This is a genomic window from Sulfitobacter sp. R18_1, from assembly GCF_017743915.1.
Classification (GTDB): Bacteria; Pseudomonadota; Alphaproteobacteria; order Rhodobacterales; family Rhodobacteraceae; genus Sulfitobacter; species Sulfitobacter faviae.
Window position 1 is genome coordinate 78825 of record NZ_JAGHRG010000002.1, and the last position, 22214, is coordinate 101038.

Annotated in this window: 28 protein-coding genes; 9 read left to right on the top strand and 19 right to left on the bottom strand. The window is 63.5% G+C overall.

Features of this window, described 5'->3' with window-relative positions; genetic code table 11:
• Positions 1-65 precede the first annotated feature (65 nt).
• Together J7392_RS05570 and J7392_RS05575 are read left to right on the top strand one after the other, a co-directional pair.
• Positions 66-1295: a fatty acid--CoA ligase family protein gene (locus J7392_RS05570; RefSeq protein WP_209216562.1), complete on the top strand. Its 1230-nt coding sequence runs from the start codon at positions 66-68 to the stop codon at positions 1293-1295.
• Complete coding sequence (locus tag J7392_RS05575) at positions 1292-2398, top strand: thiolase family protein (RefSeq protein WP_209216563.1); 1107 nt, start codon at positions 1292-1294, stop codon at positions 2396-2398. Before J7392_RS05570 ends, J7392_RS05575 begins: the two co-directional genes overlap by 4 nt.
• Positions 2399-2429: 31 nt before the next feature.
• Here the strand turns inward: J7392_RS05575 and J7392_RS05580 are convergent, their stop codons facing one another.
• The 4 genes from J7392_RS05580 to J7392_RS05595 form a co-directional block, all read right to left on the bottom strand.
• A complete protein-coding gene (locus J7392_RS05580; RefSeq protein ID WP_209216564.1) occupies positions 2430-2975 on the bottom strand; it encodes a biotin transporter BioY in 546 nt (181 codons plus the stop codon).
• A gap of 61 nt (positions 2976-3036) precedes the next feature.
• Positions 3037-3633: an energy-coupling factor transporter transmembrane component T gene (locus tag J7392_RS05585; protein WP_209216565.1), complete on the bottom strand. Its 597-nt coding sequence runs from the start codon at positions 3631-3633 to the stop codon at positions 3037-3039.
• A complete protein-coding gene (locus tag J7392_RS05590; protein ID WP_209216566.1) occupies positions 3608-4342 on the bottom strand; it encodes an ABC transporter ATP-binding protein in 735 nt (244 codons plus the stop codon). The genes J7392_RS05585 and J7392_RS05590 overlap by 26 nt, the downstream gene beginning before the upstream one ends.
• Before the next feature lie 72 nt (positions 4343-4414).
• Positions 4415-5107, bottom strand: coding sequence for a COQ9 family protein (locus tag J7392_RS05595; RefSeq protein ID WP_209216567.1), 693 nt, complete (start codon positions 5105-5107; stop codon positions 4415-4417).
• Positions 5108-5217: 110 nt separating this feature from the next.
• Between J7392_RS05595 and rpsU the strand changes: the two genes are divergently transcribed.
• Positions 5218-5424 carry a 30S ribosomal protein S21 gene (gene rpsU / locus J7392_RS05600; RefSeq protein WP_007118112.1) on the top strand — a complete coding sequence of 69 codons (207 nt, stop codon included), beginning with the start codon at positions 5218-5220 and terminating at the stop codon, positions 5422-5424.
• A gap of 255 nt (positions 5425-5679) precedes the next feature.
• Here the strand turns inward: rpsU and J7392_RS05605 are convergent, their stop codons facing one another.
• Positions 5680-6138: an Lrp/AsnC family transcriptional regulator gene (locus tag J7392_RS05605; protein ID WP_120351940.1), complete on the bottom strand. Its 459-nt coding sequence runs from the start codon at positions 6136-6138 to the stop codon at positions 5680-5682.
• A gap of 138 nt (positions 6139-6276) precedes the next feature.
• Between J7392_RS05605 and ald the strand changes: the two genes are divergently transcribed.
• Entirely contained in the window at positions 6277-7395 is a 1119-nt protein-coding gene (ald, locus tag J7392_RS05610; RefSeq protein WP_209216568.1) for an alanine dehydrogenase, read from the top strand.
• A 62-nt stretch (positions 7396-7457) separates the two neighbouring features.
• Here the strand turns inward: ald and mscL are convergent, their stop codons facing one another.
• Together mscL and J7392_RS05620 are read right to left on the bottom strand one after the other, a co-directional pair.
• The gene (gene mscL, locus J7392_RS05615; RefSeq protein WP_209216569.1) at positions 7458-7889 is read right to left on the bottom strand and encodes a large conductance mechanosensitive channel protein MscL; all 432 of its coding nucleotides are present in this window, start codon (positions 7887-7889) and stop codon (positions 7458-7460) included.
• Between the two features lie 121 nt (positions 7890-8010).
• Positions 8011-8964 (bottom strand): histidine kinase dimerization/phosphoacceptor domain -containing protein, encoded by a 954-nt coding sequence (locus tag J7392_RS05620; protein ID WP_348540689.1) that lies wholly within the window; start codon positions 8962-8964, stop codon positions 8011-8013.
• On the opposite strand from J7392_RS05620, the gene J7392_RS05625 reads away from it, so the two are divergent.
• Positions 8902-9066, top strand: a complete 165-nt coding sequence (locus J7392_RS05625; protein WP_156505690.1) for a hypothetical protein — start codon at positions 8902-8904, stop codon at positions 9064-9066. The genes J7392_RS05620 and J7392_RS05625 overlap by 63 nt on opposite strands.
• A gap of 253 nt (positions 9067-9319) precedes the next feature.
• On the opposite strand, the gene J7392_RS05630 is transcribed toward J7392_RS05625, so the two are convergent.
• Genes J7392_RS05630 through pheS form a run of 4 tightly spaced genes read right to left on the bottom strand, consistent with a single transcriptional unit; the run spans position 9320 to position 13825 of the window.
• Positions 9320-9763, bottom strand: a complete 444-nt coding sequence (locus J7392_RS05630; protein WP_209216571.1) for a YtoQ family protein — start codon at positions 9761-9763, stop codon at positions 9320-9322.
• Between the two features lie 15 nt (positions 9764-9778).
• Positions 9779-12175, bottom strand: a complete 2397-nt coding sequence (pheT, locus tag J7392_RS05635) for a phenylalanine--tRNA ligase subunit beta (RefSeq protein ID WP_209216572.1) — start codon at positions 12173-12175, stop codon at positions 9779-9781.
• A gap of 4 nt (positions 12176-12179) precedes the next feature.
• Positions 12180-12752: a hypothetical protein gene (locus J7392_RS05640; protein WP_209216573.1), complete on the bottom strand. Its 573-nt coding sequence runs from the start codon at positions 12750-12752 to the stop codon at positions 12180-12182.
• Positions 12752-13825, bottom strand: a complete 1074-nt coding sequence (pheS, locus tag J7392_RS05645; RefSeq protein ID WP_209216574.1) for a phenylalanine--tRNA ligase subunit alpha — start codon at positions 13823-13825, stop codon at positions 12752-12754. Before pheS ends, J7392_RS05640 begins: the two co-directional genes overlap by 1 nt.
• Positions 13826-13997: 172 nt before the next feature.
• Here pheS and J7392_RS05650 point away from each other — a divergent pair, with 172 nt between their 5' ends.
• Together J7392_RS05650 and J7392_RS05655 are read left to right on the top strand one after the other, a co-directional pair.
• Positions 13998-14672, top strand: a complete 675-nt coding sequence (locus J7392_RS05650) for a type 1 glutamine amidotransferase domain-containing protein (RefSeq protein ID WP_209216575.1) — start codon at positions 13998-14000, stop codon at positions 14670-14672.
• Between the two features lie 94 nt (positions 14673-14766).
• Positions 14767-14979 (top strand): hypothetical protein, encoded by a 213-nt coding sequence (locus J7392_RS05655; protein ID WP_209216576.1) that lies wholly within the window; start codon positions 14767-14769, stop codon positions 14977-14979.
• On the opposite strand, the gene J7392_RS05660 is transcribed toward J7392_RS05655, so the two are convergent.
• From J7392_RS05660 to pyk, 5 genes are all read right to left on the bottom strand, one after another.
• Positions 14968-16164, bottom strand: a complete 1197-nt coding sequence (locus tag J7392_RS05660) for a Hint domain-containing protein (RefSeq protein ID WP_209216577.1) — start codon at positions 16162-16164, stop codon at positions 14968-14970. The two genes, J7392_RS05655 and J7392_RS05660, sit on opposite strands and share 12 nt — an antisense overlap.
• A gap of 254 nt (positions 16165-16418) precedes the next feature.
• A complete protein-coding gene (gene rplT / locus J7392_RS05665) occupies positions 16419-16784 on the bottom strand; it encodes a 50S ribosomal protein L20 (RefSeq protein ID WP_067264504.1) in 366 nt (121 codons plus the stop codon).
• A 15-nt stretch (positions 16785-16799) separates the two neighbouring features.
• A complete protein-coding gene (rpmI, locus tag J7392_RS05670; RefSeq protein WP_067264506.1) occupies positions 16800-17000 on the bottom strand; it encodes a 50S ribosomal protein L35 in 201 nt (66 codons plus the stop codon).
• 126 nt (positions 17001-17126) lie between these two features.
• Complete coding sequence (locus J7392_RS05675; RefSeq protein ID WP_271692463.1) at positions 17127-17351, bottom strand: hypothetical protein; 225 nt, start codon at positions 17349-17351, stop codon at positions 17127-17129.
• Between the two features lie 26 nt (positions 17352-17377).
• Complete coding sequence (gene pyk, locus J7392_RS05680; RefSeq protein WP_209216578.1) at positions 17378-18823, bottom strand: pyruvate kinase; 1446 nt, start codon at positions 18821-18823, stop codon at positions 17378-17380.
• Between the two features lie 152 nt (positions 18824-18975).
• Between pyk and J7392_RS05685 the strand changes: the two genes are divergently transcribed.
• Positions 18976-19287 carry a DUF1244 domain-containing protein gene (locus J7392_RS05685; protein ID WP_209216579.1) on the top strand — a complete coding sequence of 104 codons (312 nt, stop codon included), beginning with the start codon at positions 18976-18978 and terminating at the stop codon, positions 19285-19287.
• Between the two features lie 86 nt (positions 19288-19373).
• Here J7392_RS05685 and J7392_RS05690 read toward each other — a convergent pair whose 3' ends face one another.
• Positions 19374-19832 (bottom strand): MaoC family dehydratase, encoded by a 459-nt coding sequence (locus J7392_RS05690; protein WP_209216580.1) that lies wholly within the window; start codon positions 19830-19832, stop codon positions 19374-19376.
• A 106-nt stretch (positions 19833-19938) separates the two neighbouring features.
• Between J7392_RS05690 and J7392_RS05695 the strand changes: the two genes are divergently transcribed.
• The gene (locus J7392_RS05695; RefSeq protein ID WP_209216582.1) at positions 19939-20382 is read left to right on the top strand and encodes a DMT family transporter; all 444 of its coding nucleotides are present in this window, start codon (positions 19939-19941) and stop codon (positions 20380-20382) included.
• 3 nt (positions 20383-20385) lie between these two features.
• On the opposite strand, the gene J7392_RS05700 is transcribed toward J7392_RS05695, so the two are convergent.
• Together J7392_RS05700 and dgcA are read right to left on the bottom strand one after the other, a co-directional pair.
• The gene (locus J7392_RS05700) at positions 20386-21246 is read right to left on the bottom strand and encodes a D-amino-acid transaminase (RefSeq protein WP_209216584.1); all 861 of its coding nucleotides are present in this window, start codon (positions 21244-21246) and stop codon (positions 20386-20388) included.
• 2 nt (positions 21247-21248) lie between these two features.
• A complete protein-coding gene (gene dgcA, locus J7392_RS05705; RefSeq protein WP_209216586.1) occupies positions 21249-22214 on the bottom strand; it encodes an N-acetyl-D-Glu racemase DgcA in 966 nt (321 codons plus the stop codon).

Consider the following 22214-nt stretch of genomic DNA (forward strand, 5'->3'; position numbering starts at 1 on the left):
AGCCTAACGGGCGGCCCCGGGGCGTGCACCCGGAATTTGAGACCCGACGGAAGAGGGAGAGGTGGATGCGCGGGCAAGACAGGTTCAAATGGCATGAGGCCGCACGGCTTTATGCAGGGGAACAGGAACTGCCCCGCGCACCCGAAGGCCAGCACGACAGCTTCCGCGCCCTGCCCGCCACTCCGGCCTTCGACGCACTGGCGGCCCTTACCACAGCGATCACCCAGCAGGCCCCCTTTTGCCTCAGCGACCGGCCCCTGCCCGATGACATCTCCTGCCCGCCCGCTGCCTTTCTCACCCTCACCGGCGGCGCGTCGGGGCGGCCCAAGGCGGTCCGCCGCAGCCAAGCCTCTTGGATCGCCAGTTTTGAGGTCAATGCCGAGGGTTTCGCCCTTACCCCCCGCGACCGCGTCGCCGTGTTGGGTCAGCTCAGCCATTCGCTATCGCTCTATGCGGTGCTGGAAGCGCTGCATCTTGGCCTTGATGCGCATGTGCTGGCGGATCACGCCCCCCGGCTGCAGGCAGAGCGGATCGCCGAGGCCGGGGCGACGATCCTCTACGCCACGCCGACCCAGCTGCGCCTGCTTGCCCGCGCTGCCGCCGCCCCGCTGCCATCGCTGCGCTTGGTCCTTTGCGGCGGCGGCGCGCTTGATGCGGCGACCCGGGCGGCGATGAAGCGGCTCTGCCCCCGAGCGGCTGTGCATGTTTTTTACGGCGCGGCGGAGACGAGTTTTATCACGCTGGCCGATGCCAATACACCCGAAGGCGCGGTGGGCCGCCCCTACCCCGGTGTCGAGCTGCGGCTTCTGAATGCGGAGGGTGAACCCGCTACTGATGTTGGTGAGATCTGGGTGCGCAGCCCCTACCTCTTCGATGGCTACGCCCTGGGCCACAGCGAAGAGACCCGCTGTCAGGAGGGCTTCGTGACCGTGGGTGAGATGGGGGCGCTGGATGCCAAGGGCAACCTCTGGATCAGGGGGCGGCGGCAGCGCATGGTGCAGATCGCCGACCAGATGGTGTTCTCCGAAACGGTGGAGGCCGTGATCAGCGCCCAAACTGGCCTGCCCTGCGCGGTTCTGCCCCGGGACGATGCGCTGCGAGGGCAGCATCTGGTCGCGGTGGTCGAAGCCCCGGCAGGAGAGCCGCCCGCCGAAGAGATCATTGCACATTGCCGCGCGACGCTCGGGCCCCTTACCTCCCCCCGGCGCATCTATTTCCGCCCCGACCTGCCCCTGCTGCCCTCGGGCAAGCCCGACCTGCGCGCCCTCTCGGACTGGGTGGAGGGCCAAAGGTGACCCGCGCCTATATCGTCTCGGCCTGCCGCAGCCCGGTCGCCCCGCGCGGCGGGGCGCTGGCGCATCTTTCCCTGCCCGAGCTTGCAGCGCCGGTCCTTTCTGCTGCCCTTAGCCGCGCGGGGCTGGACCCTGCGCAGGTCGACGAGGTGATTTGCAGCACCGCCCTCGGCCCCGGCGGCAACCCCGCGCGCAGCATCGCTTTGGCCGCGGGGCTGCCCGAACAGGTGGCGGGCTTGAGCATCGACCGGCAATGCGCGGGGGGATTGGACGCGCTGGCACTGGCGCGGCAGATGGTCCTTTCCGGTGCCGCCGATATCGTCGTGGCGGGCGGGGCCGAGAGCTACTCCCGCCAGCCGCTGCGCTACCGCACCTTCGCCGATGGCCGCCCGGCTGAGGCCTATACCCAAGCGCCCTTTACCCCATGGCCCGAACGCGACCCCGACATGGCGGAGGCCGCCGCGGCGCTTGGTCGGTCCCAGGGCATTTCCCGCGCAGAACAGGATGACTGGGCCGTGGAAAGCCATGCGAAGGCCCGCGCGAGCGCCCCGACCGAAGCGGAACTGGTGCCGCTCGCGGGCGTCTCAACCGATGCCTTCACCCGCCGCCTCACCCCCGCGCTTTGCAGCCGGGCCAAGGTGCTTTCCGGCGACATCACTGCCGCCAATGCCGCCGTCGCCGCCGATGCCGCGGCCTTTTGCGTCGTCGTGTCAGAACGGGTGGCGGCGGACCTCACCCTGCCGAAAGTCGAACTCATCGCGGCGGCGACGAAAGGCAGCATACCCGAAGAGCCGGGGCTGGCCCCATTGGTGGCCATCAAAGAAGTCTTTCGTCAAAACGGATTGAAAGCCAGCGGCCTGCACCGCGCCGAGATCATGGAGGCCTATGCCGTGCAGGCCATTGCCTGCGTCACCGGTGCGGGGATCGCGGCGCAGATCGTCAACAGGGGCGGCGGCGCTTTGGCGCGTGGGCATCCGATTGGCGCCTCGGGCGCGATCAATGCGGTGCGGCTTTGGCATGAGTTGGTGGCGCGGGGATCAGGCACCGGCTTGGCGGCGATTGCCGCCGCCGGGGGGATCGGCTCTGCCGCGCTGATGCGGCTGTAGCGGCCCGCCCCTTGGGGAGCGGGCCAATCATTTAGCTGCGCGACAGCAGGCTTGCCGGGCGCGCCTTGGCCAGACCGGAGGTGATGAACCCCGCCAGCACGGCCTTGATCAGGTCACCGGGGATGAAGGCTTGAACCAGCAGGGTCGCCTCGACCAGCGTTTTGTTCAGCGTCATCATCATGCCGAAGATGCCGAAGGCATAGACCACGAGGATGCCGCCCAAGACCGCCGACACCCCAGCCGCGAGACCCACCGGCGCGCTGCGCCACTGGTCCATGATGAAGCCGGTCACGAAAGCCCCGATCGGGAAGCCGACGAGGAAACCCACGGTCGGCGAGGCAAAGACGCCCAGACCGCCACGGCCCCCGGCCAAAAGCGGCAGACCCAGCGCCACCAGCGCCACGAACAAAAGCGCCGCAAGGCCACCGCGCCATGCGCCCAGCACCGTGCCGCAGAGCATGACACCCAGCGACTGCGCCGTAATCGGCACGCCGAAGCCCAGCGTGAATTTCGGAATCAGGCCCAGCGCCGCGATCAACGCGGCAAAGAGGGCGATCATGGTCAGATTGCGTTCCATTGGAAGGATCCTTGGGTTGAATTTTCCATTGCCTAGGCCACACCCTTGCCCCGGTCAAGCATTACAGACCGCCGCGCGCGCGCAGCGCCTCGGCCACATGTTCGGCATCGTCGATGGCCAGAACCGTGAAGGGCATCACCACGCGCCAGCCCGCCCGCCTGCGCGACCGCGCCCGCCACGCCAGCGACAGCATCTGCCCCTTGGCCGCCAGTACGGGGGTGAAACGCACCACCAGCGCCACGGCCAACTCAAGGCTGCGCGTGCGCAGCCCGAAACGGCGCAGCGGGGCGGCGAGCCAATGCACCACCCCCATCATATCGCTGAGCTTCGTGGTCATGGTGACGAGGTTCGCAAGACCCACAGCGGTGATCATCCGCAGCGCGATCACAAGCCCTGCCTCCGCATCGTCGGTCAAGACATGCCACAGCAAGATCAGCCCGACGAAAGGCCAAAGCATCCACAGACGCCCCAACCCGGCCCGCAGGAAGGCCCGCCCCGGCAGGGCATAGAGCAGCAGCATCCCGGCACAGAAGAGAATTTGCCAAACCGGCTCCTCCACCCCAAAAAGCAGCAGCGTGGCCAGGCAGAGCGCCCCCAGCTTGACCCCGGCCGGCCAGCCATGAGCGCGGGTCTCAACCGGCGAGGTCAGAGAGATCATCGCTCGCCCCCAGTTCCTTCATCCGCGTCTCAAAGGCGCGCAGCACCGGGCGGGCGCTGCCTTGCTGAACGACTTCGCCGCGCTCCAGCCAGAGAACGTGATCGTATGCCGCCACCGCCGCCGGATCGTGGGTGATATGGACCAGCGTCAGGTCCAGCCCCGCCAAAACCCGTTCAAGGTGCAACCGCGTGGGGATGTCGAGCCCGGCAAAGGGTTCGTCCAACACCACCACCCGCGGCTGCATCGCCAAGACTGCCATCAGGCAAACCAATTGCCGCTGTCCTTGGGAGAGTTGGTGAATCGACGCCTGCGCCCAATGGCGCTTGTCGAATTGACCAAGGATCGCCGCCACGCCCCGCGCGGCCTCGGCCTTGGATTGGCCCATCTGCCGCAGACCAAAGGCGATTTCCTCTTCCACGGTGGGAAAGATGATCTGATGGTCCGGGTTCTGGAACAGGATGCCCACCGCCCCGATCGCGCGGCGGCGGTCACGGGCCACATCGACCCCGGCAATCCGCACCTGCCCCTCATCGGCAGCCACCAGCCCCGACAGAACCCGCGCGAAAGAGGTCTTGCCCGAGCCATTGCGGCCCACGATGCCGATCCGCGCGGCATCGGAGCTCAGGCTCACGCCCCGCAGCACCGGCGTGCCCCCGGGAGTGTAGCTGATGCTGTCAATATCGATGAGCGGAAGGGTCGCGTTGGTCATCGGGCGCCTGTGGTAAAACCGGGTGCCCCGCCCTACCACCTGCCGCGCGGGCGGGGAAGCCCGCAGCGCGCCTTAGCTCGGCGGCGTCCAACGGCCCGGCAGATCCGGGTCACCTTGCCCGCGTGGGGCTTTGATATGGCTCAACAGCCAGTTCGGCCCGGCCATGAGACGGCTCAGCGTCGGGCTTTCGCGCACATGGGATTTAAGCTTTTCGATCTGCATTACATCGTCGATGCGCCGGTCGAGGAACGACCATGTCGCCTGATGCCCCTCACTGGCATCCCCCAACCAATAAAGCAGCGTGGCCGAATAGACCCCCGATAGCGTGGCCCGTTTGCTGTACCAATTCACATCCTCCGAGGTATCGCCAAGCGCGGTCCAAATCTTATCGCTGGTCTCCCAGATCAGCCCGGCCCCTTCGGGGGCGTGATGCGGCAGGGCGAAAAGCGTGCTGCCCCGGCGGATCGCTTCACGATCCCCGGCTTCCAGCCGCAGGCGTACCGCCTTGGCGATACGGTCCCTGAAGCGCAGCGCTGACAGATCGGCCTGCGCCAAGCCTTCGACCATCTTGGCATCCCCGCGCCGGTGATAGGCCACCGCCAGATCGACCGCCCCGCGCGGGCAGACCGCACGGGCCAGCGCCGGGTCCAGACCGCTGTCCTTGATCGCGGCGTTGAAGGTCGCGGGCGACCAGCCGTCAAACGGCACATGCATCAATGCGGCATCAAGCAGTTGGTCCTTTGGGTCGGCCTTGGGCGGTGTCATGGCGGGCTCCTATCGGGGCGTGATGGGGTGGACAAACGTGATATAGGCTGTTATAGGCCCATTTCCTGCAATTCCTTGCAACTTTATCCTAGAAAGGTGGTGACAACCACATGCAGGTTAGTGTTCGCGACAACAACGTCGATCAGGCCCTCCGGGCTCTGAAGAAAAAGCTCCAGCGCGAAGGCGTTTTCCGTGAAATGAAGCTCAAGCAACATTTCGAGAAACCGTCCGAGAAAAAAGCGCGCGAGAAAGCTGAAGCGATCCGCCGTGCCCGTAAGCTGGCACGCAAAAAAGCGCAACGCGAAGGTATGATGTAAATCATCCCCGCGACACGCGACAGATATAGAACCCCCGGTGCCCATGGCAGCGGGGGTTTTGTTTTGTGGGGGAGCGCAGCGGAGCCGGGCAGCGCCAGACCGCGGGAAGGCGCTCGAAATCCCTTCAACTGGGCAGTTTATGGTAGCTGTGCTTGAGAAACACCTCAGGACGGCACGACCTCAGCAAAAGCGCCAGCCCGTCCGGGCGGTCTGGCGCTGCCCGGCGGCCTTCGGCCTTGATTCCGGGCTTTCCAACTACACCGGCAGCGCCGTGGTCTTGCACACCGTCCTAAGCGCGAAACTCGACTGCATCTGCGCCACCCCCGGCAGCCGCGCCAAATGCTGGCGGTGAATACGGGCGAAATCTTCGGTATTCTCGGCCACGATCTTCAACAGATAATCCGCCGTCCCGGCCATCAGGTGACACTCCAAGACATCGGGAATGCGCGAGACCGACTTCTCGAAAGCCTCCAACACCTCTTCGGCTTGCGCCTGTAGAGTGATCTCAACAAAGACCGTCGTCGGCATATCCAGCTTGCGCGGGTCCAAGAGGGCCACATAATCGCGGATATACCCTTCCTTCTCCAACCGCTGCACACGGCGATGACAGGCCGAGGGCGACAGATGCACCACCTCCGACAGTTCAGCATTGGACATCCGCCCATTGCGCTGCAAAGCCCGCAGAACACGCCGATCAATCTCATCCAAGGCCATATGCGCAATACTTTCGCGTGAGGAAGCAATCCAGCGCGATTATATTCGAGTGATGCGCCCCTTGGCGACCCCAAGTTCGCAGCGATATGCACGGCGGATATGATAATCCTGTCCCACTACGGAGGAGGAGGACCCCCCATGAAAATCGGATGCCCGACAGAAATCAAACCGCAGGAATTCCGCGTCGGCCTGACGCCCAATGCCGCACAAGAAGCCATCGCCCATGGGCATGAGGTTATCGTGCAGGCGGGGGCCGGGGTCGGCGCGGGCTTCGAAGATGCGGATTACACCGCCGCCGGGGCGCGCATCATCGACACGGCCGAGGAAATCTTTGCCACAGCCGACATGATCGTCAAGGTGAAGGAGCCGCAGGCGGGCGAACGCAAGATGCTGCGCGAAGGGCAATTGCTCTTTACCTATCTGCACCTCGCGCCCGACCCGGATCAAACCCACGATCTGCTGGCCTCGGGCTGTACGGCGATTGCCTATGAAACCGTGACCGACCGCAATGGCGGTCTGCCCCTTCTGGCCCCAATGTCCGAAGTTGCGGGCCGTTTGGCCCCGCAGGTCGGGGCGTGGACGCTGCAAAAGGCCAATGGCGGGCGCGGCGTGCTGATGGGCGGCGTGCCCGGTGTCGGCCCGGCTAAGGTCATGGTCATCGGCGGCGGCGTCGTCGGCACCCATGCGGCCCGCATCGCCGCGGGCATGGGCGCGGATGTGACCGTGCTCGACCGGTCCCTGCCCCGGATGCGCTATCTCGATGACATCTATGGCGGCACCTTCAAGACCGCCTATGCCAGCGCGGGCAACACCATCGAACTGGCGCGTGAGGCCGATATGATCATCGGCGCGGTGCTGATCCCCGGGGCCGCGGCCCCCAAACTGATCAGCCGCGCGCAACTGTCGGAACTCAAACCCGGCGCGGCCCTGGTCGACGTGGCCATCGACCAAGGCGGCTGCTTTGAGACTTCCAAGGCGACGACGCACCAAGACCCGGTTTATGAGGTCGACGGCATCATGCACTACTGCGTGGCCAATATGCCCGGCGCGGTGGCGCGCACCTCGACCATCGCGCTTGGCAACGCCACCATGCCCTTCATGCTGGCACTGGCCGACAAGGGCTGGAAACAGGCCTGCGCGGATGACCCGCACCTCAAGGCCGGGCTGAACGTCCACGCGGGCAAGCTGACCTATGCCGCAGTGGGCGAAGCGCTTGGGCTCGACAGCATCACCGCGGATCAGGCCATCGCGAGCTGAACGACAGCGGCCAAACAAAAGGCCCGCCAGATTGGCGGGCCTTTCCATTTCGAAAGCAGCGCTCAGCGCGTCTTCAAAGCGTCCCGAATTTCCAACAATACATCGAGCTGCGATGGGCCGGTCTTGACCTCTGGCGCCACCTCATCCGGCTTTTCCGCAGCCGCCTTCACCCGGTTCACCATCTTCACCAGGATGAAAACCACGAAGGCGATGATGAAAAAGTTGATCACGGCCATCAGGAACGAGCCATAGGCAAAGACCGACGCCCCCGCCTCCCGCGCCTGCTCTAGCGAAGCGGTCGCAGGCACATCGCCCGACAGCACGGCATAGTTATTGGTGAAATCCACCCCGCCGGTGAAAAGCCCGATGATCGGGTTGATCAGGTCCGCCACCAGTGACGACACGATCGCCGTGAAGGCCGCGCCGATGATGATACCAACGGCCATGTCCATGACATTGCCCTTGGCGATGAAATCCTTGAATTCTTGAATCACAGTTCTGTCCCTATTCTAAGGCGCGCCGATAACCCCGCCATCACGGTCGATAGTGCGGACTGGCACATAGAACGGTCAATAAGTTTTACGGTAAATCGCGCGTTTTACGGCCCGCGCCCGTTCAATTCCGAAAACAGACCCGCAAAAGCGCGCCCTCGGGGCTGAAATCGGTCGTCAGACGCCCGTTCAACTGCTCGGCTGCCGTGGCCATCAACATCCGCCCAAGCCCCGTGCTATCGGCCCCCGAGACGGCACCGGCATGGCCGCAGCCATTGTCGCGGCATTCCAAAAGCCAGCCCTCGGCCCCCTCCTGCCGCCGTAGGGAGATTTTGATCTCCCCTGCCCGGTCCCCGGCGAAGGCGTGTTTGATCGAATTGGCCACGAATTCGCTCACGATCATGCCGAGGGCTGAGGCCTGCACGGCCTGCAACTCGCCCGGCTCAGCCGCGCAAAAGATGGTAACGTGGTCCGGCGCGCTGGCGGCGAGAAGCTTGTTCAGCTGTTCGAGGTAGGAAGTGGTTTGCACCTTGCTTCGGCCACCCTGCCCCATCAACTCGCTGTGCAGCGATGCCACCGCGCCGAAACGGCGCTCGACAAGGGCAAGCACATCCTTGGCGTCTGGGTCTTGCACCTTGCGTGTCGCCATGCGCAGCAATGAGGCGATGGTCTGGAACGAGTTCTTCACCCGGTGGTCCATCTCGGCGCGCAGCGCCGCTTCGATGCGGATTTTCTTGCGCAGTTCCAACTGCATCATCACATGGCGCGACAGGGTTTGCAGCGCTTGGCGTTGAAAATCATTCAGGGTCCGCGGCTTGGTATCCAGCACGCAAAGCGTGCCAATCGGCTGGCCGTTCGGCGCGACAAGATTGGCACCGGCATAGAATTTCACCCGAGGGTCGCCAACATAGAGCGGATTGTCCGAGGTGCGCGGATCCGCCCCCATATCCGCAATCTCGGTATAGCCTTCGTCAAGAATGGCATGAGAGCAGACCGATTGATCAAGGGCCGTCTCATGCGGCTCGAACCCGACGCGCGCCTTGAACCATTGGCGCTTTTCATCAACCAGACTGATCAGAGAGACGGGCGTTTCGCAGATTTTGGACGCAAGCTCGACGATATCGTCGAAATCCGCTTCGGCTTCGGTATCAAGAATATCATAGGAATAGAGCGTCTCTAGACGCTCGTCCTGCTCTGCGGGCGTGTCGGCTAAAATGGACCTTCTCCTTCCAAAGTTAACCCGCCGCGCGACTATGGCACGACAGCGGGGGTCGGATATGGCCTGCCTTTCGGGGGGCAGATCACGGCTGATGAACCTCCAGCTAGTGAAGGTTTAGTCCGCAAAGCAGCGGCGTCCAGCACGCTGCCGAATCGATTCGCGCTTAAACCCTTGATAGATGTTAAATTTTAACGCGGCTAGCCCCGCTGCCGCGTCACCCCGGCAGCGTACCGGTCAAGACATAGCGCAGAATCTCCACCACCTGCGCAGGCTCGGAGGCCACGGCGAGCGCCGCCGCGTCGACCTCTTTCAGCGCATGGGCGTGATCGGGTCCGTGCAGGATGATCAGCGATTTGCCAAGTGCTGCGGCATAGCCGGCGTCGAAGGCCGCGTTCCATTGCTTGTACTGGTCGCCGAAACGCACCACGACGACATCCGCCTCGGCAATCGCCTTGCGGGTGCGGATCGCGTTGATCTGCGCGCCCTTGCGGTCGTGCCAGAACTTGTCGTCCTCCGCGCCGAGGATCGCCACGCCGCAGTCATCAGAGGCGGCGTGGTCGGTGACGGGTGCGGTAAAGGTCACGTCGAGACCCTTGGCCCCTTCGGTGATCTGTTCGCGCCAATCGGTGTGGATTTCACCGGAGAGATAGACTTTCATCGCTCGTCCTTTCGTTCAGCCGCGCAGCACGCCGCCTGTGGCTTTGGTCACTTTCTCGACAACCTTAGCACCTACGGCTTCGATGTCTGCATCCTTCAGCGTCTTGTCGCTGGGCTGCAGGCGCACGGTGATGGCGAGGGATTTCTTGCCGTCGCCGAGGCTGCCGCCGATGAACTCGTCAAAGACGCGCACGTCTTCGATGAGGTTCTTGTCGGCGCCCTTGGCGGCATTGACCAGCGCCAGCGCCTCCACATCGGCATCGACGACGAAGGCGAAATCACGCTCTACCGCCTGCAGGTCGCTGATCTGCAACGCGGGGCGCGTGGCACCAGATTTGCGCGGCAGCGGCACTTCGGCAGGATAGAGGGTGAAGGCCATTGCCGGGCCTTTCACGTCCATCGCGGCCAGAACCCGCGGGTGCACTTCGCCAAAGACGCCCAGCACTTTCTTGGGACCGAGGCAGATCTTGCCGTGACGGCCCGGGTGCCACCACTCATCAGCGCCGCGCAGGATCTGCACCTTGGCAGGCGCGCCGATTGCCGCGAGCACCGCCTCGGCATCGGCCTTCACGTCATAGACATCCACGGCGCGCGCAGCGCCATGCACGTCGCGTGGGCCGGTGCGGCCAACCAGAAGGCCGGAAACCATGACCTGCTCTTCACCCGGCTCCCCGCCGGAGAAGGCAGGGCCGACCTCGAAAAGCGCCATGTCGGCAAAGCCGCGCGCCTGATTGCGGGCGGCAGCTTGCAGCAGGCCGGGCAGCAGGTCGGGGCGCATGTGGCTCATGTCCGAGGAGATCGGGTTCTCCAGCCGCGTCGCATCGGTGCCACCACCGAAGAGTGCCGCCGAGGCTTGGTCGATGAAGCTGTAGCTCACGCATTCGTTGTAGCCGAGCGCCGCCGCCGTGCGCCGGGCGGTCACCACGCGGCGCTGCATGGGCGAAAGCACCGGGCGCGGCACGCCTGTTGTCAGACGTGGCAGGGGCTTGCCTTCGAGCTGCGTCAGCGAGGCGATACGCGCGACTTCCTCGACCAGATCGGCCTCGCCCTGCACGTCCGGGCGCCAGCTTGGCACCTGTGCCATGTCGCCGTCGAGCTGGAAGCCGAGCGCGGTCAGCGTCTCGCGCTGGTCACTCTCAGGGATCGTCATGCCGACGAGCGACTGCACCCGCGCGGTATCGAGCTTGTAGGCGCGCGAGGTGTCCGGCACCTGCCCCGCGACCACGACCTCGGAGGCCTCACCGCCCGCGTGATCAAGGATCATCCGCGTGGCATGCTCAAGCCCCTCGGGCGTGAAGGCCGGGTCGACGCCGCGCTCGAACCGGTAGCGCGCGTCCGAATTGATCTTCAGCGCGCGGCCCGTGTAGGCGATCTGAACCGGGTCCCAATAGGCGCTCTCGACAAAGACGTTCACCGTCTCCTCGGTCACACCGGTCGCCTCGCCGCCCATGATGCCCGCGATGCTTTCCACACCGCTGTCATCGGAGATGGCCATCTGGCCCTCCTGCAGGGTGTAGGTCTTCTCGTCCAGCGCGGCGATTTCCTCGCCGCCCTTGGCGCGGTGCACCCGCAGGTTGCCCTTGACCTTATCGGCGTCGAAGACATGCAGCGGGCGGTTGCGGTCGAATGTGAAGAAGTTGGTCACGTCGACGAGGAAAGAGATCGGGCGCAGCCCGATGGCGCGCAGGCAATCCTGCAGCCACTGCGGGCTGGGGCCGTTCTTCACGCCTTTGATCAGGCGACCGTAGAACACCGGGCAGCCGTCCAGCGTGTCCTCGTCGATGCTGACGGAGATCGGCGAGGCAAAGCTGCCCTCTACCGCATCGCAATCGCGCGGCTTCAGCTTGCCCAGACCCCGCGCGGCGAGGTCACGCGCGATGCCGCGCACGCCGAGGGCGTCGGGCCGGTTCGGGGTGATGGCGATCTCGATCACCGGATCGACTTTGGCCGGGTCATTCTCGGCCAGCCAGTCAATGAAACGGTCACCGGGCTTGCCCGAGGGCAGCTCGATGATGCCGTCATGCTCTTCGCTCAGCTCCATCTCGCGTTCGGAGGCCATCATGCCGAAGCTTTCCACACCGCGGATCTTGCCGACGCCGATGGTCGTGTCGATGCCCGGCACATAGACGCCCGGCTTGGCCACGACGACGGTGATCCCCGCGCGGGCATTGGGCGCGCCGCAGATGATCTGCATGACGCCTTCGTCGGTTTCCACCTGACAGACGTTCAGCCGGTCGGCATCGGGGTGTTTCTCGGCCGATTGCACATAGCCGAGGGTGAAATCGGCAAGCTTCGCCGCCGGGTTCTCGACGCCTTCGACCTCGAGGCCGAGGTCGGTGAGGGCATAGGTGATCTCATCAATCGACGCCGTGGTGTCGAGATGGTCCTTGAGCCAGGAGAGGGTGAATTTCATGATTTTAGTCCCCGTTTGGCCTGCTAGTTAAGATTGCAAGCTCAGCGATATTCTCTAGAGGCGCTACCCCTAGCTCAATACGTGCAGCGTTTATTGCAATGCGAAATGCCATGTTCGCATTCTCAAGTTCTTCAGCATAGCTTTCTTGGCTCTCGCTCCCAAAGTCCGCTTCATTGGATAACCTATTCGATAGGAGGGCAGCGAACACGTACAATGCCCTCATGGCATCTGCTGTATCCTTGTGCGCGAATATAGAAACTTCATTTAGTGAAGCTTTTACTCGATTAATAGCGCGCATCTTTTCGACTTGAGTATCGAGAAGCCGCTGGTTCAAGAGCCCGTCTATGTTTTTTAGAAAATCGCGATACACAGCACGTTTTTCTTCATCTATCTTGATTTCACGGTCCTTGTCTTTTTGGATCGGATATATTTTTTTAGCGATATACAGAGCGACCAACGCTGCTACTGATGCAGATAGCAACGTGAGCAAACCCTGGATTATCGCCGGGTCTAGATTTGCCAGCCATAAGTAATCCTCACGAAGGTTTTGCCCCGCAGAGATCATTTCCAACCGCATTACCTACTCAACCCACCATGCAAATTCGGCTGATCCAAGCTCGCGAACCCATAATGCCGCAGCCAACGCAGGTCTGAATCAAAGAACGCCCGCAAATCCGGAATCCCGTATTTCAGCATCGCGATCCGGTCGATCCCCATGCCAAAGGCAAAGCCCTGCCACTCATTCGGGTCGATCCCGCCCGCGGCCAGCACCTTGGGGTGCACCATGCCGGAGCCCAGCACCTCCATCCAGCCGTCGCCTTCGCCAATGCGCAGCTGGCCGTCGACCCAGGAACACTGGATGTCGACCTCGGCCGAAGGCTCGGTGAAGGGAAAATGCGAGGCGCGGAAGCGGGTCTTGATACCGTCGACCTCGAAAAACGCCGAGAAAAACTCTTCCAGCACCCATTTCAGGTTCGCCATCGATAGGTCCTTGTCGATCGCCAGACCTTCGACCTGATGGAACATCGGCGTGTGGGTCTGGTCATAATCGGCGCGGTAGACGCCGCCGGGGCAGATGATGCGCAAAGGCGCGCCCTCGGCCTCCATGGTGCGGATCTGCACGGGCGAGGTATGGGTGCGCAGCACATGGGGGGCGCGTTCGTCACCCTCGGCCCGGTGCATATAGAAGGTGTCCATCTCGGCCCGCGCGGGGTGGTGGCCGGGGATGTTCAGCGCATCGAAGTTGTACCAATCGGTGTCGATGCGCGGGCCTTCGGCGACGGCAAAACCCATTTCGGCGAAGATCGCGGTCAGCTCTTCGGTCACTTGGCTGACCGGGTGGATGCTGCCCTGACGCTGGTTCCGCGTGGGCAGGGTCACGTCGAGCCATTCGCTGCGCAGACGCTCATCCAACGCGGCATCGCCAAGTGCTGCCTTCTTGGCGGACAGCGCCGAGTTGATCTCATCCTTCAGCGCGTTCAGCGCGGGGCCCGCGACCTGACGCTCCTCGGGGGTCATCTTGCCCAGCTCGCGCATTTTCAGTGCGACTTCGCCCTTTTTGCCCACGGCGGCCAGCCGGATGTCTTCCAGCGCGGATTCGTCGCCAGCATCGGCAATTTGGCTCAGGTACTTTTGCTTCAGATCGTCCATGACAGGCCCTTGGAATAATACCCCGTCCTGCTAGCCCTCTCGCCCCTCGAATGCAAGCCGTAGGGGTTGTGGCGCCATGGGGGAACCACCACCTCTGCAAAGCGTTAGGCCGCATCCCCTCGGCGCGCCCTGCTTCAGCGACGCGCCCAACCTCCCCCGAAAGGAGAGACTGATGAAAATTCTGATGGTTCTGACATCGCATGACGAATTGGGCGACACCGGCAACAAGACCGGTTTCTGGCTCGAAGAATTCGCAGCCCCCTATTACGTTTTCAAAGACGCGGGCGCGGATGTGACACTCGCCTCACCCAAGGGCGGGCAGCCGCCGCTCGACCCCAATAGCGACAGCGAAGACGCGCAGACCGATGCCACCCGCCGGTTCAAAGACGACGCCGCCGCGCAGCAGGCGCTGGCCTCGACCAAAGTGCTGGGCGATGTGGACGCGGATGGTTTCGATGCGATCTTCTACCCCGGCGGCCACGGCCCCCTGTGGGATCTGGCCAATGACGCCGACAGCAAGCGCCTGATCGAAACCTTCTGGGCCTCCGACCGCCCCGTGGGGGCCGTGTGCCACGCGCCTGCCGTGTTCAAAGATACCCAAGCCGACGGCAAGCCGCTGGTCTCGGGCAAGCGCGTCACCGGCTTCACCAACACCGAGGAAGAAGGCGTTGGCCTCACCGATGTGGTGCCCTTCTTGGTCGAAGATATGCTGAAGGAAAACGGCGGCGACTATAGCAAGGGCGACGATTGGGCGTCCTATGTGCTGGTCGACGGCAAGCTGGTCACCGGCCAGAACCCCGCCTCTTCCGAGGAAGCGGCGAAAGAGATGCTGGCGCTTTTGAAGTGACGGCAGGAGGGGGGCGCAGAGCGTGCCCCCTCTCCCTCACAGGAGGAACCGCCACAGGCCGCGCCGTGTTTTGCCCGTGAAAGGAGCCTCCGACATGGCAGATTATGACCGCAGCACCGGCGCCCCATGGAGCGCCGAAGACCTAGAACAGCTTCGCATTCTTGCGGCAGAGGGCACGGCGACCAGCGTGATCGCGGTGCAACTGAACCGCAGCGAAGAGGCGATTGCGCATCGCGCGGCACAGGATGGGATCAACCTGTCCGCCGCCAGCCACAATCCCTATGACCCCGACACCCTAAACCGATAGCAGGGCGCGCCCGTTTTTCTTGTGCTTTGCAATCAACCGCTTTTGCACGGGGCCCGCTGGGATCTGATGCGCGGGGGTGCCGAAGCCGTTGCCCTCAACCAAAGCGGGGAAGAGCGTCGCAAACTCCTCGCGCTGCGCCTGACCGAGGGTTTTTACCGTTTCGGCATTCAGCAAAAAGCTCTCGCTCGGTGCGCCCTCGGCATAAACGATCTGGTGTTTCTCAAAAACCAAGTGGAAATACTCCACCTGCGAGACACCCTCATCCACATGCACCCCCGGCAGTTCGGTCAACCGGATCGCGGCGACGAGCACGGCCATCGCGCCGCAGACCCGCTTGACGATGCCTGAACGCGCGACCATGCGATGCTGCCTTGAGACCATGAGGTCACGCTTTGGCAGCCCCGCGCCCAAGGCTCCGGCACTGATCCGAATGGGGTAGAGCTTGGGATTCTTCGCCAACTCCCCCGCCCCGACCGAACGGCGCAGCGCCGCGACGAGTTCCTGATAGCCGTGGCCTTGGGTCAGCACGCGCACGCCGGGGGCCAAAGCCTCGACCGGGAGATCGCCCGCTTCGGTGGTGATCAGCGTGCCGCGCGCGAAACAGGCCACCCCGGTCGAGACCAGATCGCCCTCTTCGCGCATCGTGTCGATGTCGGATTTCCACGCCAAATTCCCCAATAACCCGCCCTCGGGCAGGTCTGAGAAATCGACGGTCATGGTGGTGAAAAGATCCCCCGCAGCCGGGCTGCCCGCCAGATTGACGATGCCGGAATAGGTCACCTCAAGATCACCGGCCAAATCCCGCGAACCGGACTCCACGCGGAAGGGAAACCCCTCAAGCGAAGTGGGGGTCGAGCCGCCATTGGGGTCATCGTCCGCCGTGGTGGTGCTGTCGAAAACGGAACTGGCGGGCTGAAGGTCGATCTCCATCGTGGCGAGCGGCTTGGTCGTCTCAAGATGGTGCCAGTCATAGCCGAAGGACATCTGCGTATCCTCCCCCACCGCCGCGCCATTCGTATAGGGATCTGTTGCGTGCCACGTCAGCGTCTCGACCGAGCCATCGGCATAGGTCAGCGTGATCCGCGCGCCCTCCAGATCGACGCCGCGCGAACTGGTATCGTCGCGAATGCCATAGACCGTCTCATGCGGGTCTTCGTCCAACCTGTTGATTACAATTCCGGGCATAAACGTCCCCACCTTTTATAAATAACTTGCTGACAAACAGCGCCAATTGCTGCGGCACCGGTGCAGATAGGCTGCACAGTGACCTGTCGTTGGGGCACATTGTCCATGGGGGTGAGGAGCAGGCAAGGCCGTGGCAAGGGATTATCGGGGCAAGATTGTGGCAAGGCCCGCACGCCGGCCCGAAACGCAGATCCCCCAAATGCAAAAAGCCCCGCCATCCGGCAGGGCTTTCGCAAATTCAAAGCAATCTCGGCTTAGGCCGCCAGCGCGTCCTGCGCTTGCTTGACGATCGCACCGAAGGCTTCGGGCTCGTGCACGGCCAGATCGGCCAGAACCTTGCGGTCCACTTCGATGCCGGCCAGCGTCAGACCGTTGATGAAGCGGCTGTATGTCAGCGCCTCGTCGTGGCTGCGCACGGCGGCGTTGATCCGCTGGATCCACAGAGCGCGGAAGTTGCGCTTGCGATTCTTGCGGTCACGCGTTGCATATTGGTTGGCCTTGTCGACCGCCTGCGTGGCGACCTTGAAGACGTTCTTGCGCCGACCATAGTAGCCTTTTGCGGCTTTGATGATCTTCTTGTGACGCGCGTGGGTGACTGTACCACCTTTAACTCGGGACATCTCGGCTCTCCTTAATCAGCGGGCGTAGGGCATGAAGCCCTTGACGATCTTTGCATCGGCTTCCGACAGGGTTGTCGTGCCGCGTGCGTTACGGATGAACTTGTTGGTCCGCTTGATCATGCCGTGCTGTTTGCCGGCTTGGCTGGCGATGACCTTGCCGGTCGCCGAGACCTTGAAGCGCTTCTTGGCGCTCGATTTCGTCTTCATCTTGGGCATTTCCGTCTCCGTCTTTTGAGTTCGGTATAAACACGACTCGGCATGCCACTTGAGGCCGGTCGTGCAGGCTAAGATGCGCCGTATAGGCGCGGTCGGTCAGGGATGCAAGAGGTTTCGCACGACCCCTCAGGGCAAGAAGTCCGCCGCGACCGAGACGAAGACCTCCGGCAGGTTCTCAAAGGAATAGCGCCCCGGATTTTCGCGCAGCGCAAAGACGATCAGCCCGCCCGCGATCAAGATCGTGATGGCCGAGGCGCGCGGCGACCGACGGTCGGTCACCGCGGACAGGATCGAGGGGACCGACAGCACCGCCAGAACGATGCCCACCACCATTGCCAAGTCAGAGTCCACGCAACATCCCCCTATCCGGGGAAAGGCTACTCTGGATCGGAGGCGTAAATCAAACGTTCGTCACAGGGCGCGACGCGCAGAATATTGGTGCTGCCCGGCACGTTGAAGGGCACCCCGGCGGTGACGACGATATGATCCTCCGGCCCGGCATACCCCTCTGACAAGGCGGCCCGCGCGGCGCTCAGCACGGCCAGCTTAAACCGGTCATGCCCATCGGTGATGATGCAATTCGTGCCCCAGCTCAGCGCCAGACGGCGCGCGGTGTTGACCAGCGGCGACAGGGCGATGATCGGCACGCGGGGCCGTTCGCGGGCGGTCAGCAGGGCGGTGGTGCCCGATTGAGTAAAGCAGCAAATCGCCTTGATGTCCGTCGTCTCGGCAATCTCACGCGCGGCGGCGACGATGCCATCGGCCACGGTGGTGCGGTCCGCCGTGCGCGAGGATTCGATGATCTGCGTATAGGTCGCATCGGCTTCGACCTCTTGAGCCACGTTATCCATCGTCGCCACGGCCTGCAGCGGGTAATCCCCGGCGGCGGATTCGGCGCTCAGCATCACGGCGTCGGCGCCTTCGTAAATCGCGGTCGCCACATCCGAGACTTCGGCGCGGGTCGGCATCGGGCTTTCGATCATCGATTCGAGCATCTGTGTCGCCACGATCACCGGCTTGGCCGCCGCGCGGCATTTGCGCACCAGACGTTTCTGGATCGGCGGCACGTTCTGCACCGGCAGCTCCACGCCCAGATCGCCCCGCGCCACCATGATGCCGTCGCTGACATCCAAGATCGCCTCGAACCGCTCAACCGCCGCAGGCTTCTCGATCTTTGAAAGCACCGCCGCCCGGCCTCTGACCAGATCGCGCGCCTCGGTCACATCCTCGGGCCGCTGAACAAAGCTGAGGGCGAGCCAGTCGACCCCCAATTCGCAGACGAACTCCAGATCGGCGCGGTCTTTCTCGGAAAGCGCGGCCAGCGGCAGCAGCACGTCAGGCACGTTCACGCCCTTGCGGTTTGAGATGACACCGCCCGTCACCACTTCACAATCGGCGAAATCCGGGCCGCAGTCGCGCACCTTAAGGCGGATCTTGCCGTCATTGACCAACAGGCTCGCGCCCGGCTCAAGGGCTGCGAAAATCTCAGGATGCGGCAGGCAGACGCGGGCCGCATTGCCCGGCGTCTCATCAAGGTCGAGCCGGAAAGACGCACCTTCTTCCAAGGTTGGCCCGTCGCCCTCGAACACACCAACGCGCAGTTTCGGCCCCTGAAGGTCCGCCAGAATGCCGATCGCGCCGCCGGTCTCTTTCTCGATATCGCGGATGATCCGGTGTTTTTCCCGGATCTCTTCATGGCTTCCGTGGCTCATGTTCAGGCGGAAAACATCCGCCCCGGCGTTGTGCAATGCCGCGATCACCTCTCGTGTTTCAGAGGCTGGCCCAAGCGTGGCCACGATCTTTACATTGCGCAAACGTCTCATATCTGTTCCTTCGTGTCCTATGTCCCCAGAGCGAATGTTAACGATAACATCGCCTGTCCGGTGGCCTAGCGCCCCCATGAGTGCCTGTCAAAGGTTTCATCAGAATGACGGTCCATCGCGGTCCCGTCCAGTGATATGAGAAGGAAGCTGTCATGCCCAGCCAACAAGAGATCGAACTGCAAGCCGCCGCCTTTCGCCGGCTGCAGAAACACCTGATGGAAGATCGGTCGGATGTGCAGAACATCGACATGATGAACCTCGCCGGTTTTTGCCGCAACTGCCTGTCGCGCTGGTATCAAGAGGCCGCCAACGAACGCGGGATCGAGATGGGCAAGGACGAGGCGCGCGAGTTGTTTTACGGGATGTCCATGGACGAATGGAAAGCCAACTATCAGACCGATGCGAACGACAGCCAGAAAGAGGCGTTCAAAACGGCCTTTGAAGAGAATGTCGGAAAGGGTTGAGCAACCCGCTTGAATGAACCCACAAAGCGGGCGTGCATCCCTGTGCGCCCGCCTTTGCCTCGGCCAAGCGCGCTCAAGGGCTTCGCCTAGAACTGATAGAGCACAAGCCAATCCGCCTTGAGCGCAGGCCGCGCGGCGCCTTCGATCTCTACCGTTGCGGCAAAGCGGGTCATCAGGTCACCCCGCCCGCGCCTCTGCGCCTCGGCCAGCGTGAACCTTCCCCGAATCCGCTTGCCGGAATGCACAGGGGCGATGAAGCGCACGCTGTCGAACCCGTAGTTGATCGACGCCTTCGTGCCCACCACCACCGGCAGCGCGCCGTAAGCCATGCCCGACATCATCGACAGGGTGAGCATCCCATGCGCCACGGTGCCGCCGAAATCCGTCTTGGCCGCGCGGAGCGGGTCGACATGGATGAACTGATGGTCCTCGGTCACATCAGCAAAGGCGTCGATCCGCGCCTGATCCATCATGAACCACGGCGAGACGCCCAACTCACGGCCCACGGCGGCTTCCATCTCTGCCCGGTCAATCTCTCTGCGCATCGCGGCCTCCTCTTTGCGCCAGTCTAGCCGCGCGGGCGCTCGCTGCGAAAGCCCTTGCGCCCGGCGCGACATCTCTCATGCTGGGGCCAAGCAGAGCGGAGCCGCTATGAACACCCCCATCCTTGCCCTTATCACCGTCGCCATCGCTGGGGCCGCCGTGGCCCTGCAAACCCCGATCAATGCCGCCTTGGGGCGCAACATCGGCAGCGGCGTCGCTGCGGCGGCGGTGTCCTTTGGCGTCGGCTTTGCGATCCTGTTGGGGGTCTTGCTGCTGCGCGGCGAATTGAGCGCCCTGCCCCGCGCGGCCTCGGCCTCTCCCGTTTTGCTGCTGGGCGGGGTGTTGGGCGCGTTCTACGTCTGGTCGGTGCTTTGGGCGATCCCGACGCTGGGGGCGCTGACAGTGATCTCGGCGCTGATCCTTGGCCAGTTGAGCGCGGCGCTGGTGATCGATGCCACGGGGCTCTTGGGGCTGTCGGTGCAGGCCATCACCCCCACCCGCATTGCCGCCGCCGCGCTGGTGGCGGCGGGGCTGGTTTTATCGCGGTTCTGAAACTCAGATCGCGGTTTTGCGCATCTCTTCGAGGTAGATTTCACGCAAACGGGGCGCAAGCTTGCCCGGCGTGCCGCTGCCGATCTTGGCGCCGTCGATCTCAACCACCGGCGTCACGAAAGCGCTGGCCGAGGTGACAAAGGCCTCATCCGCCTGCTGCGCCTCTTCGATGGTGAAGTTGCGCTCTTCCACCTGCATCTGCGCTTCGCGGGCCAGTTCCAGCACCGCCTTGCGGGTAATGCCGTGCAGGATGTCGTTCGAGGTCTCGCGCGTCACGATCTTGCCGTCCTTGACGATATAGGCGTTGTTCGACGTGCCTTCGGTCACAAAACCGTCTTCGACCATCCAAGCGTCTTCAACACCGGCTTTCTTGGCCATCATCTTGCCCATCGACGGGTAGAGCAGCTGCACCGTTTTGATATCGCGGCGGCCCCAACGGATGTCTTCGATGCTGATCACGCGGATGCCGTCACGGGCGGCGGGATTGTCGGCCAGCCCCGGTTTCGACTGGGTGAACAGCACCAGCGAGGGCGCGGTCGTCTCGGGATCGGGGAAGGCGAAATCACGGTCGCCATCCGACCCGCGCGTGACCTGAAGATAGATCAACCCGTCTTTGATATCGTTGAGACGCACCAACTCGCGGTGGATTTCCAGCAGTTCTTCGGTCGTCGCAGGCGCGCGCATGTCAAGCTCATTCATCGAGCGGGTCAGACGTTCGGCATGGCCGTCAAAGGCGATGAGCTTGCCATCCAGCACGCTCGTCACCTCATAGACCCCATCGGCCATCAGGAAACCCCGGTCAAAGATCGAGACCTTGGCCTGATCCTCGGGCAGGTATTCGCCGTTTACATAGACAGTTCGCATGGTCACCCCCAGAGCGCTGCGGCGGGGGGATGCACGCCCGCGCCGTCGAATTTCAAAGCATTGTCACGGTCTTCGGCCAGAAGCAGCGGGCCGTCAAGGTCCACCACCTTCGCGCCTTGGGCGACCAGCGTCGCGGGTGCCATCGCCAGCGACGAGCCAACCATGCAGCCCACCATGACCTCGAACCCCTCGGCCCGCGCCGCATCGCGCAGCGCCAGCGCCTCGGTCAGCCCGCCGGTCTTGTCGAGTTTGATATTTACCACATCGTATTTGCCCTTGAGGCCCGGCAGGCTGGCGCGGTCATGGCAGCTTTCATCCGCGCAGACGGGCACGGGGCGGTCCATCCCCAAAAGCGCGTCGTCTTCGCCAGCGGGCAGGGGCTGTTCAACCAGCGCCACACCCAGACGGAGCAGATGCGGGGCGAGGTCGGCATAGACCTCAGCCGACCAGCCCTCATTGGCGTCGATGATGATGGTGGCATCAGGCGCGCCGGCGCGCACCGCTTCGAGCCGCGGCATGTCGTCAGGCGTGCCGAGCTTGATTTTCAGCAGTGGCCGATAGCTGTGTTTCGCCGCCTGCGCGCGCATTGCCTCGGGTTCGTCCAGCGAAAGGGTATAGGCCGTGATCTCTGGCCCCGGCGCGGTCAGCCCGGCCAACTCCCACACCCGCTTGCCGGCGCGTTTGGCCTCCAGATCCCACAGCGCGCAGTCGACCACGTTGCGTGCGGCCCCGGCAGGCAGCAGATCATAGAGCGCTTGACGGGTGATATCGCCCGGCAGGCCGTTGATCTCAGCCGTGACCGATTCGAGGGTCTCGTCATAGCGCGCGTAGGGCACGCATTCGCCCCAGCCGGTCACGCCGCCTTCGGTCACGCGGACGGTCAGCACCTTTGCTTCGGTCCGCGAGCCGCGGCTGATGGTAAAGACCTGCGCCAGTTTGAACGTATCTGCGGTAACGTCGATCTGCAT

Bases quoted from the DNA above. Each gene is read 5' to 3' on its own strand.
- pheT (WP_209216572.1), bottom strand. From the start codon at position 12,175: ATGAAATTCACCCTCTCCTGGCTCAAGGACCATCTCGACACCACGGCG.
- J7392_RS05595 (WP_209216567.1), bottom strand. From the start codon at position 5,107: ATGACACCGCCCAAGGCCGACCCAAAGGACCAACTGCTTGATGCCGCA.
- J7392_RS05640 (WP_209216573.1), bottom strand. From the start codon at position 12,752: ATGCGGTTGGAAATGATCTCTGCGGGGCAAAACCTTCGTGAGGATTAC.
- rpsU (WP_007118112.1), top strand. From the start codon at position 5,218: ATGCAGGTTAGTGTTCGCGACAACAACGTCGATCAGGCCCTCCGGGCT.
- J7392_RS05655 (WP_209216576.1), top strand. From the start codon at position 14,767: ATGGCAGATTATGACCGCAGCACCGGCGCCCCATGGAGCGCCGAAGAC.
- dgcA (WP_209216586.1), bottom strand. From the start codon at position 22,214: ATGCAGATCGACGTTACCGCAGATACGTTCAAACTGGCGCAGGTCTTT.
- pheS (WP_209216574.1), bottom strand. From the start codon at position 13,825: ATGGACGATCTGAAGCAAAAGTACCTGAGCCAAATTGCCGATGCTGGC.
- J7392_RS05690 (WP_209216580.1), bottom strand. From the start codon at position 19,832: ATGCGCAGAGAGATTGACCGGGCAGAGATGGAAGCCGCCGTGGGCCGT.
- J7392_RS05650 (WP_209216575.1), top strand. From the start codon at position 13,998: ATGAAAATTCTGATGGTTCTGACATCGCATGACGAATTGGGCGACACC.
- J7392_RS05605 (WP_120351940.1), bottom strand. From the start codon at position 6,138: ATGGCCTTGGATGAGATTGATCGGCGTGTTCTGCGGGCTTTGCAGCGC.
- J7392_RS05660 (WP_209216577.1), bottom strand. From the start codon at position 16,164: ATGCCCGGAATTGTAATCAACAGGTTGGACGAAGACCCGCATGAGACG.
- J7392_RS05585 (WP_209216565.1), bottom strand. From the start codon at position 3,633: ATGATCTCTCTGACCTCGCCGGTTGAGACCCGCGCTCATGGCTGGCCG.
- J7392_RS05590 (WP_209216566.1), bottom strand. From the start codon at position 4,342: ATGACCAACGCGACCCTTCCGCTCATCGATATTGACAGCATCAGCTAC.
- J7392_RS05580 (WP_209216564.1), bottom strand. From the start codon at position 2,975: ATGGAACGCAATCTGACCATGATCGCCCTCTTTGCCGCGTTGATCGCG.
- rplT (WP_067264504.1), bottom strand. From the start codon at position 16,784: ATGTCCCGAGTTAAAGGTGGTACAGTCACCCACGCGCGTCACAAGAAG.
- ald (WP_209216568.1), top strand. From the start codon at position 6,277: ATGAAAATCGGATGCCCGACAGAAATCAAACCGCAGGAATTCCGCGTC.
- J7392_RS05700 (WP_209216584.1), bottom strand. From the start codon at position 21,246: ATGCGAACTGTCTATGTAAACGGCGAATACCTGCCCGAGGATCAGGCC.
- pyk (WP_209216578.1), bottom strand. From the start codon at position 18,823: ATGAGACGTTTGCGCAATGTAAAGATCGTGGCCACGCTTGGGCCAGCC.
- J7392_RS05695 (WP_209216582.1), top strand. From the start codon at position 19,939: ATGAACACCCCCATCCTTGCCCTTATCACCGTCGCCATCGCTGGGGCC.
- rpmI (WP_067264506.1), bottom strand. From the start codon at position 17,000: ATGCCCAAGATGAAGACGAAATCGAGCGCCAAGAAGCGCTTCAAGGTC.
- J7392_RS05625 (WP_156505690.1), top strand. From the start codon at position 8,902: ATGCGGCTCGAACCCGACGCGCGCCTTGAACCATTGGCGCTTTTCATC.
- J7392_RS05630 (WP_209216571.1), bottom strand. From the start codon at position 9,763: ATGAAAGTCTATCTCTCCGGTGAAATCCACACCGATTGGCGCGAACAG.
- J7392_RS05570 (WP_209216562.1), top strand. From the start codon at position 66: ATGCGCGGGCAAGACAGGTTCAAATGGCATGAGGCCGCACGGCTTTAT.
- J7392_RS05685 (WP_209216579.1), top strand. From the start codon at position 18,976: ATGCCCAGCCAACAAGAGATCGAACTGCAAGCCGCCGCCTTTCGCCGG.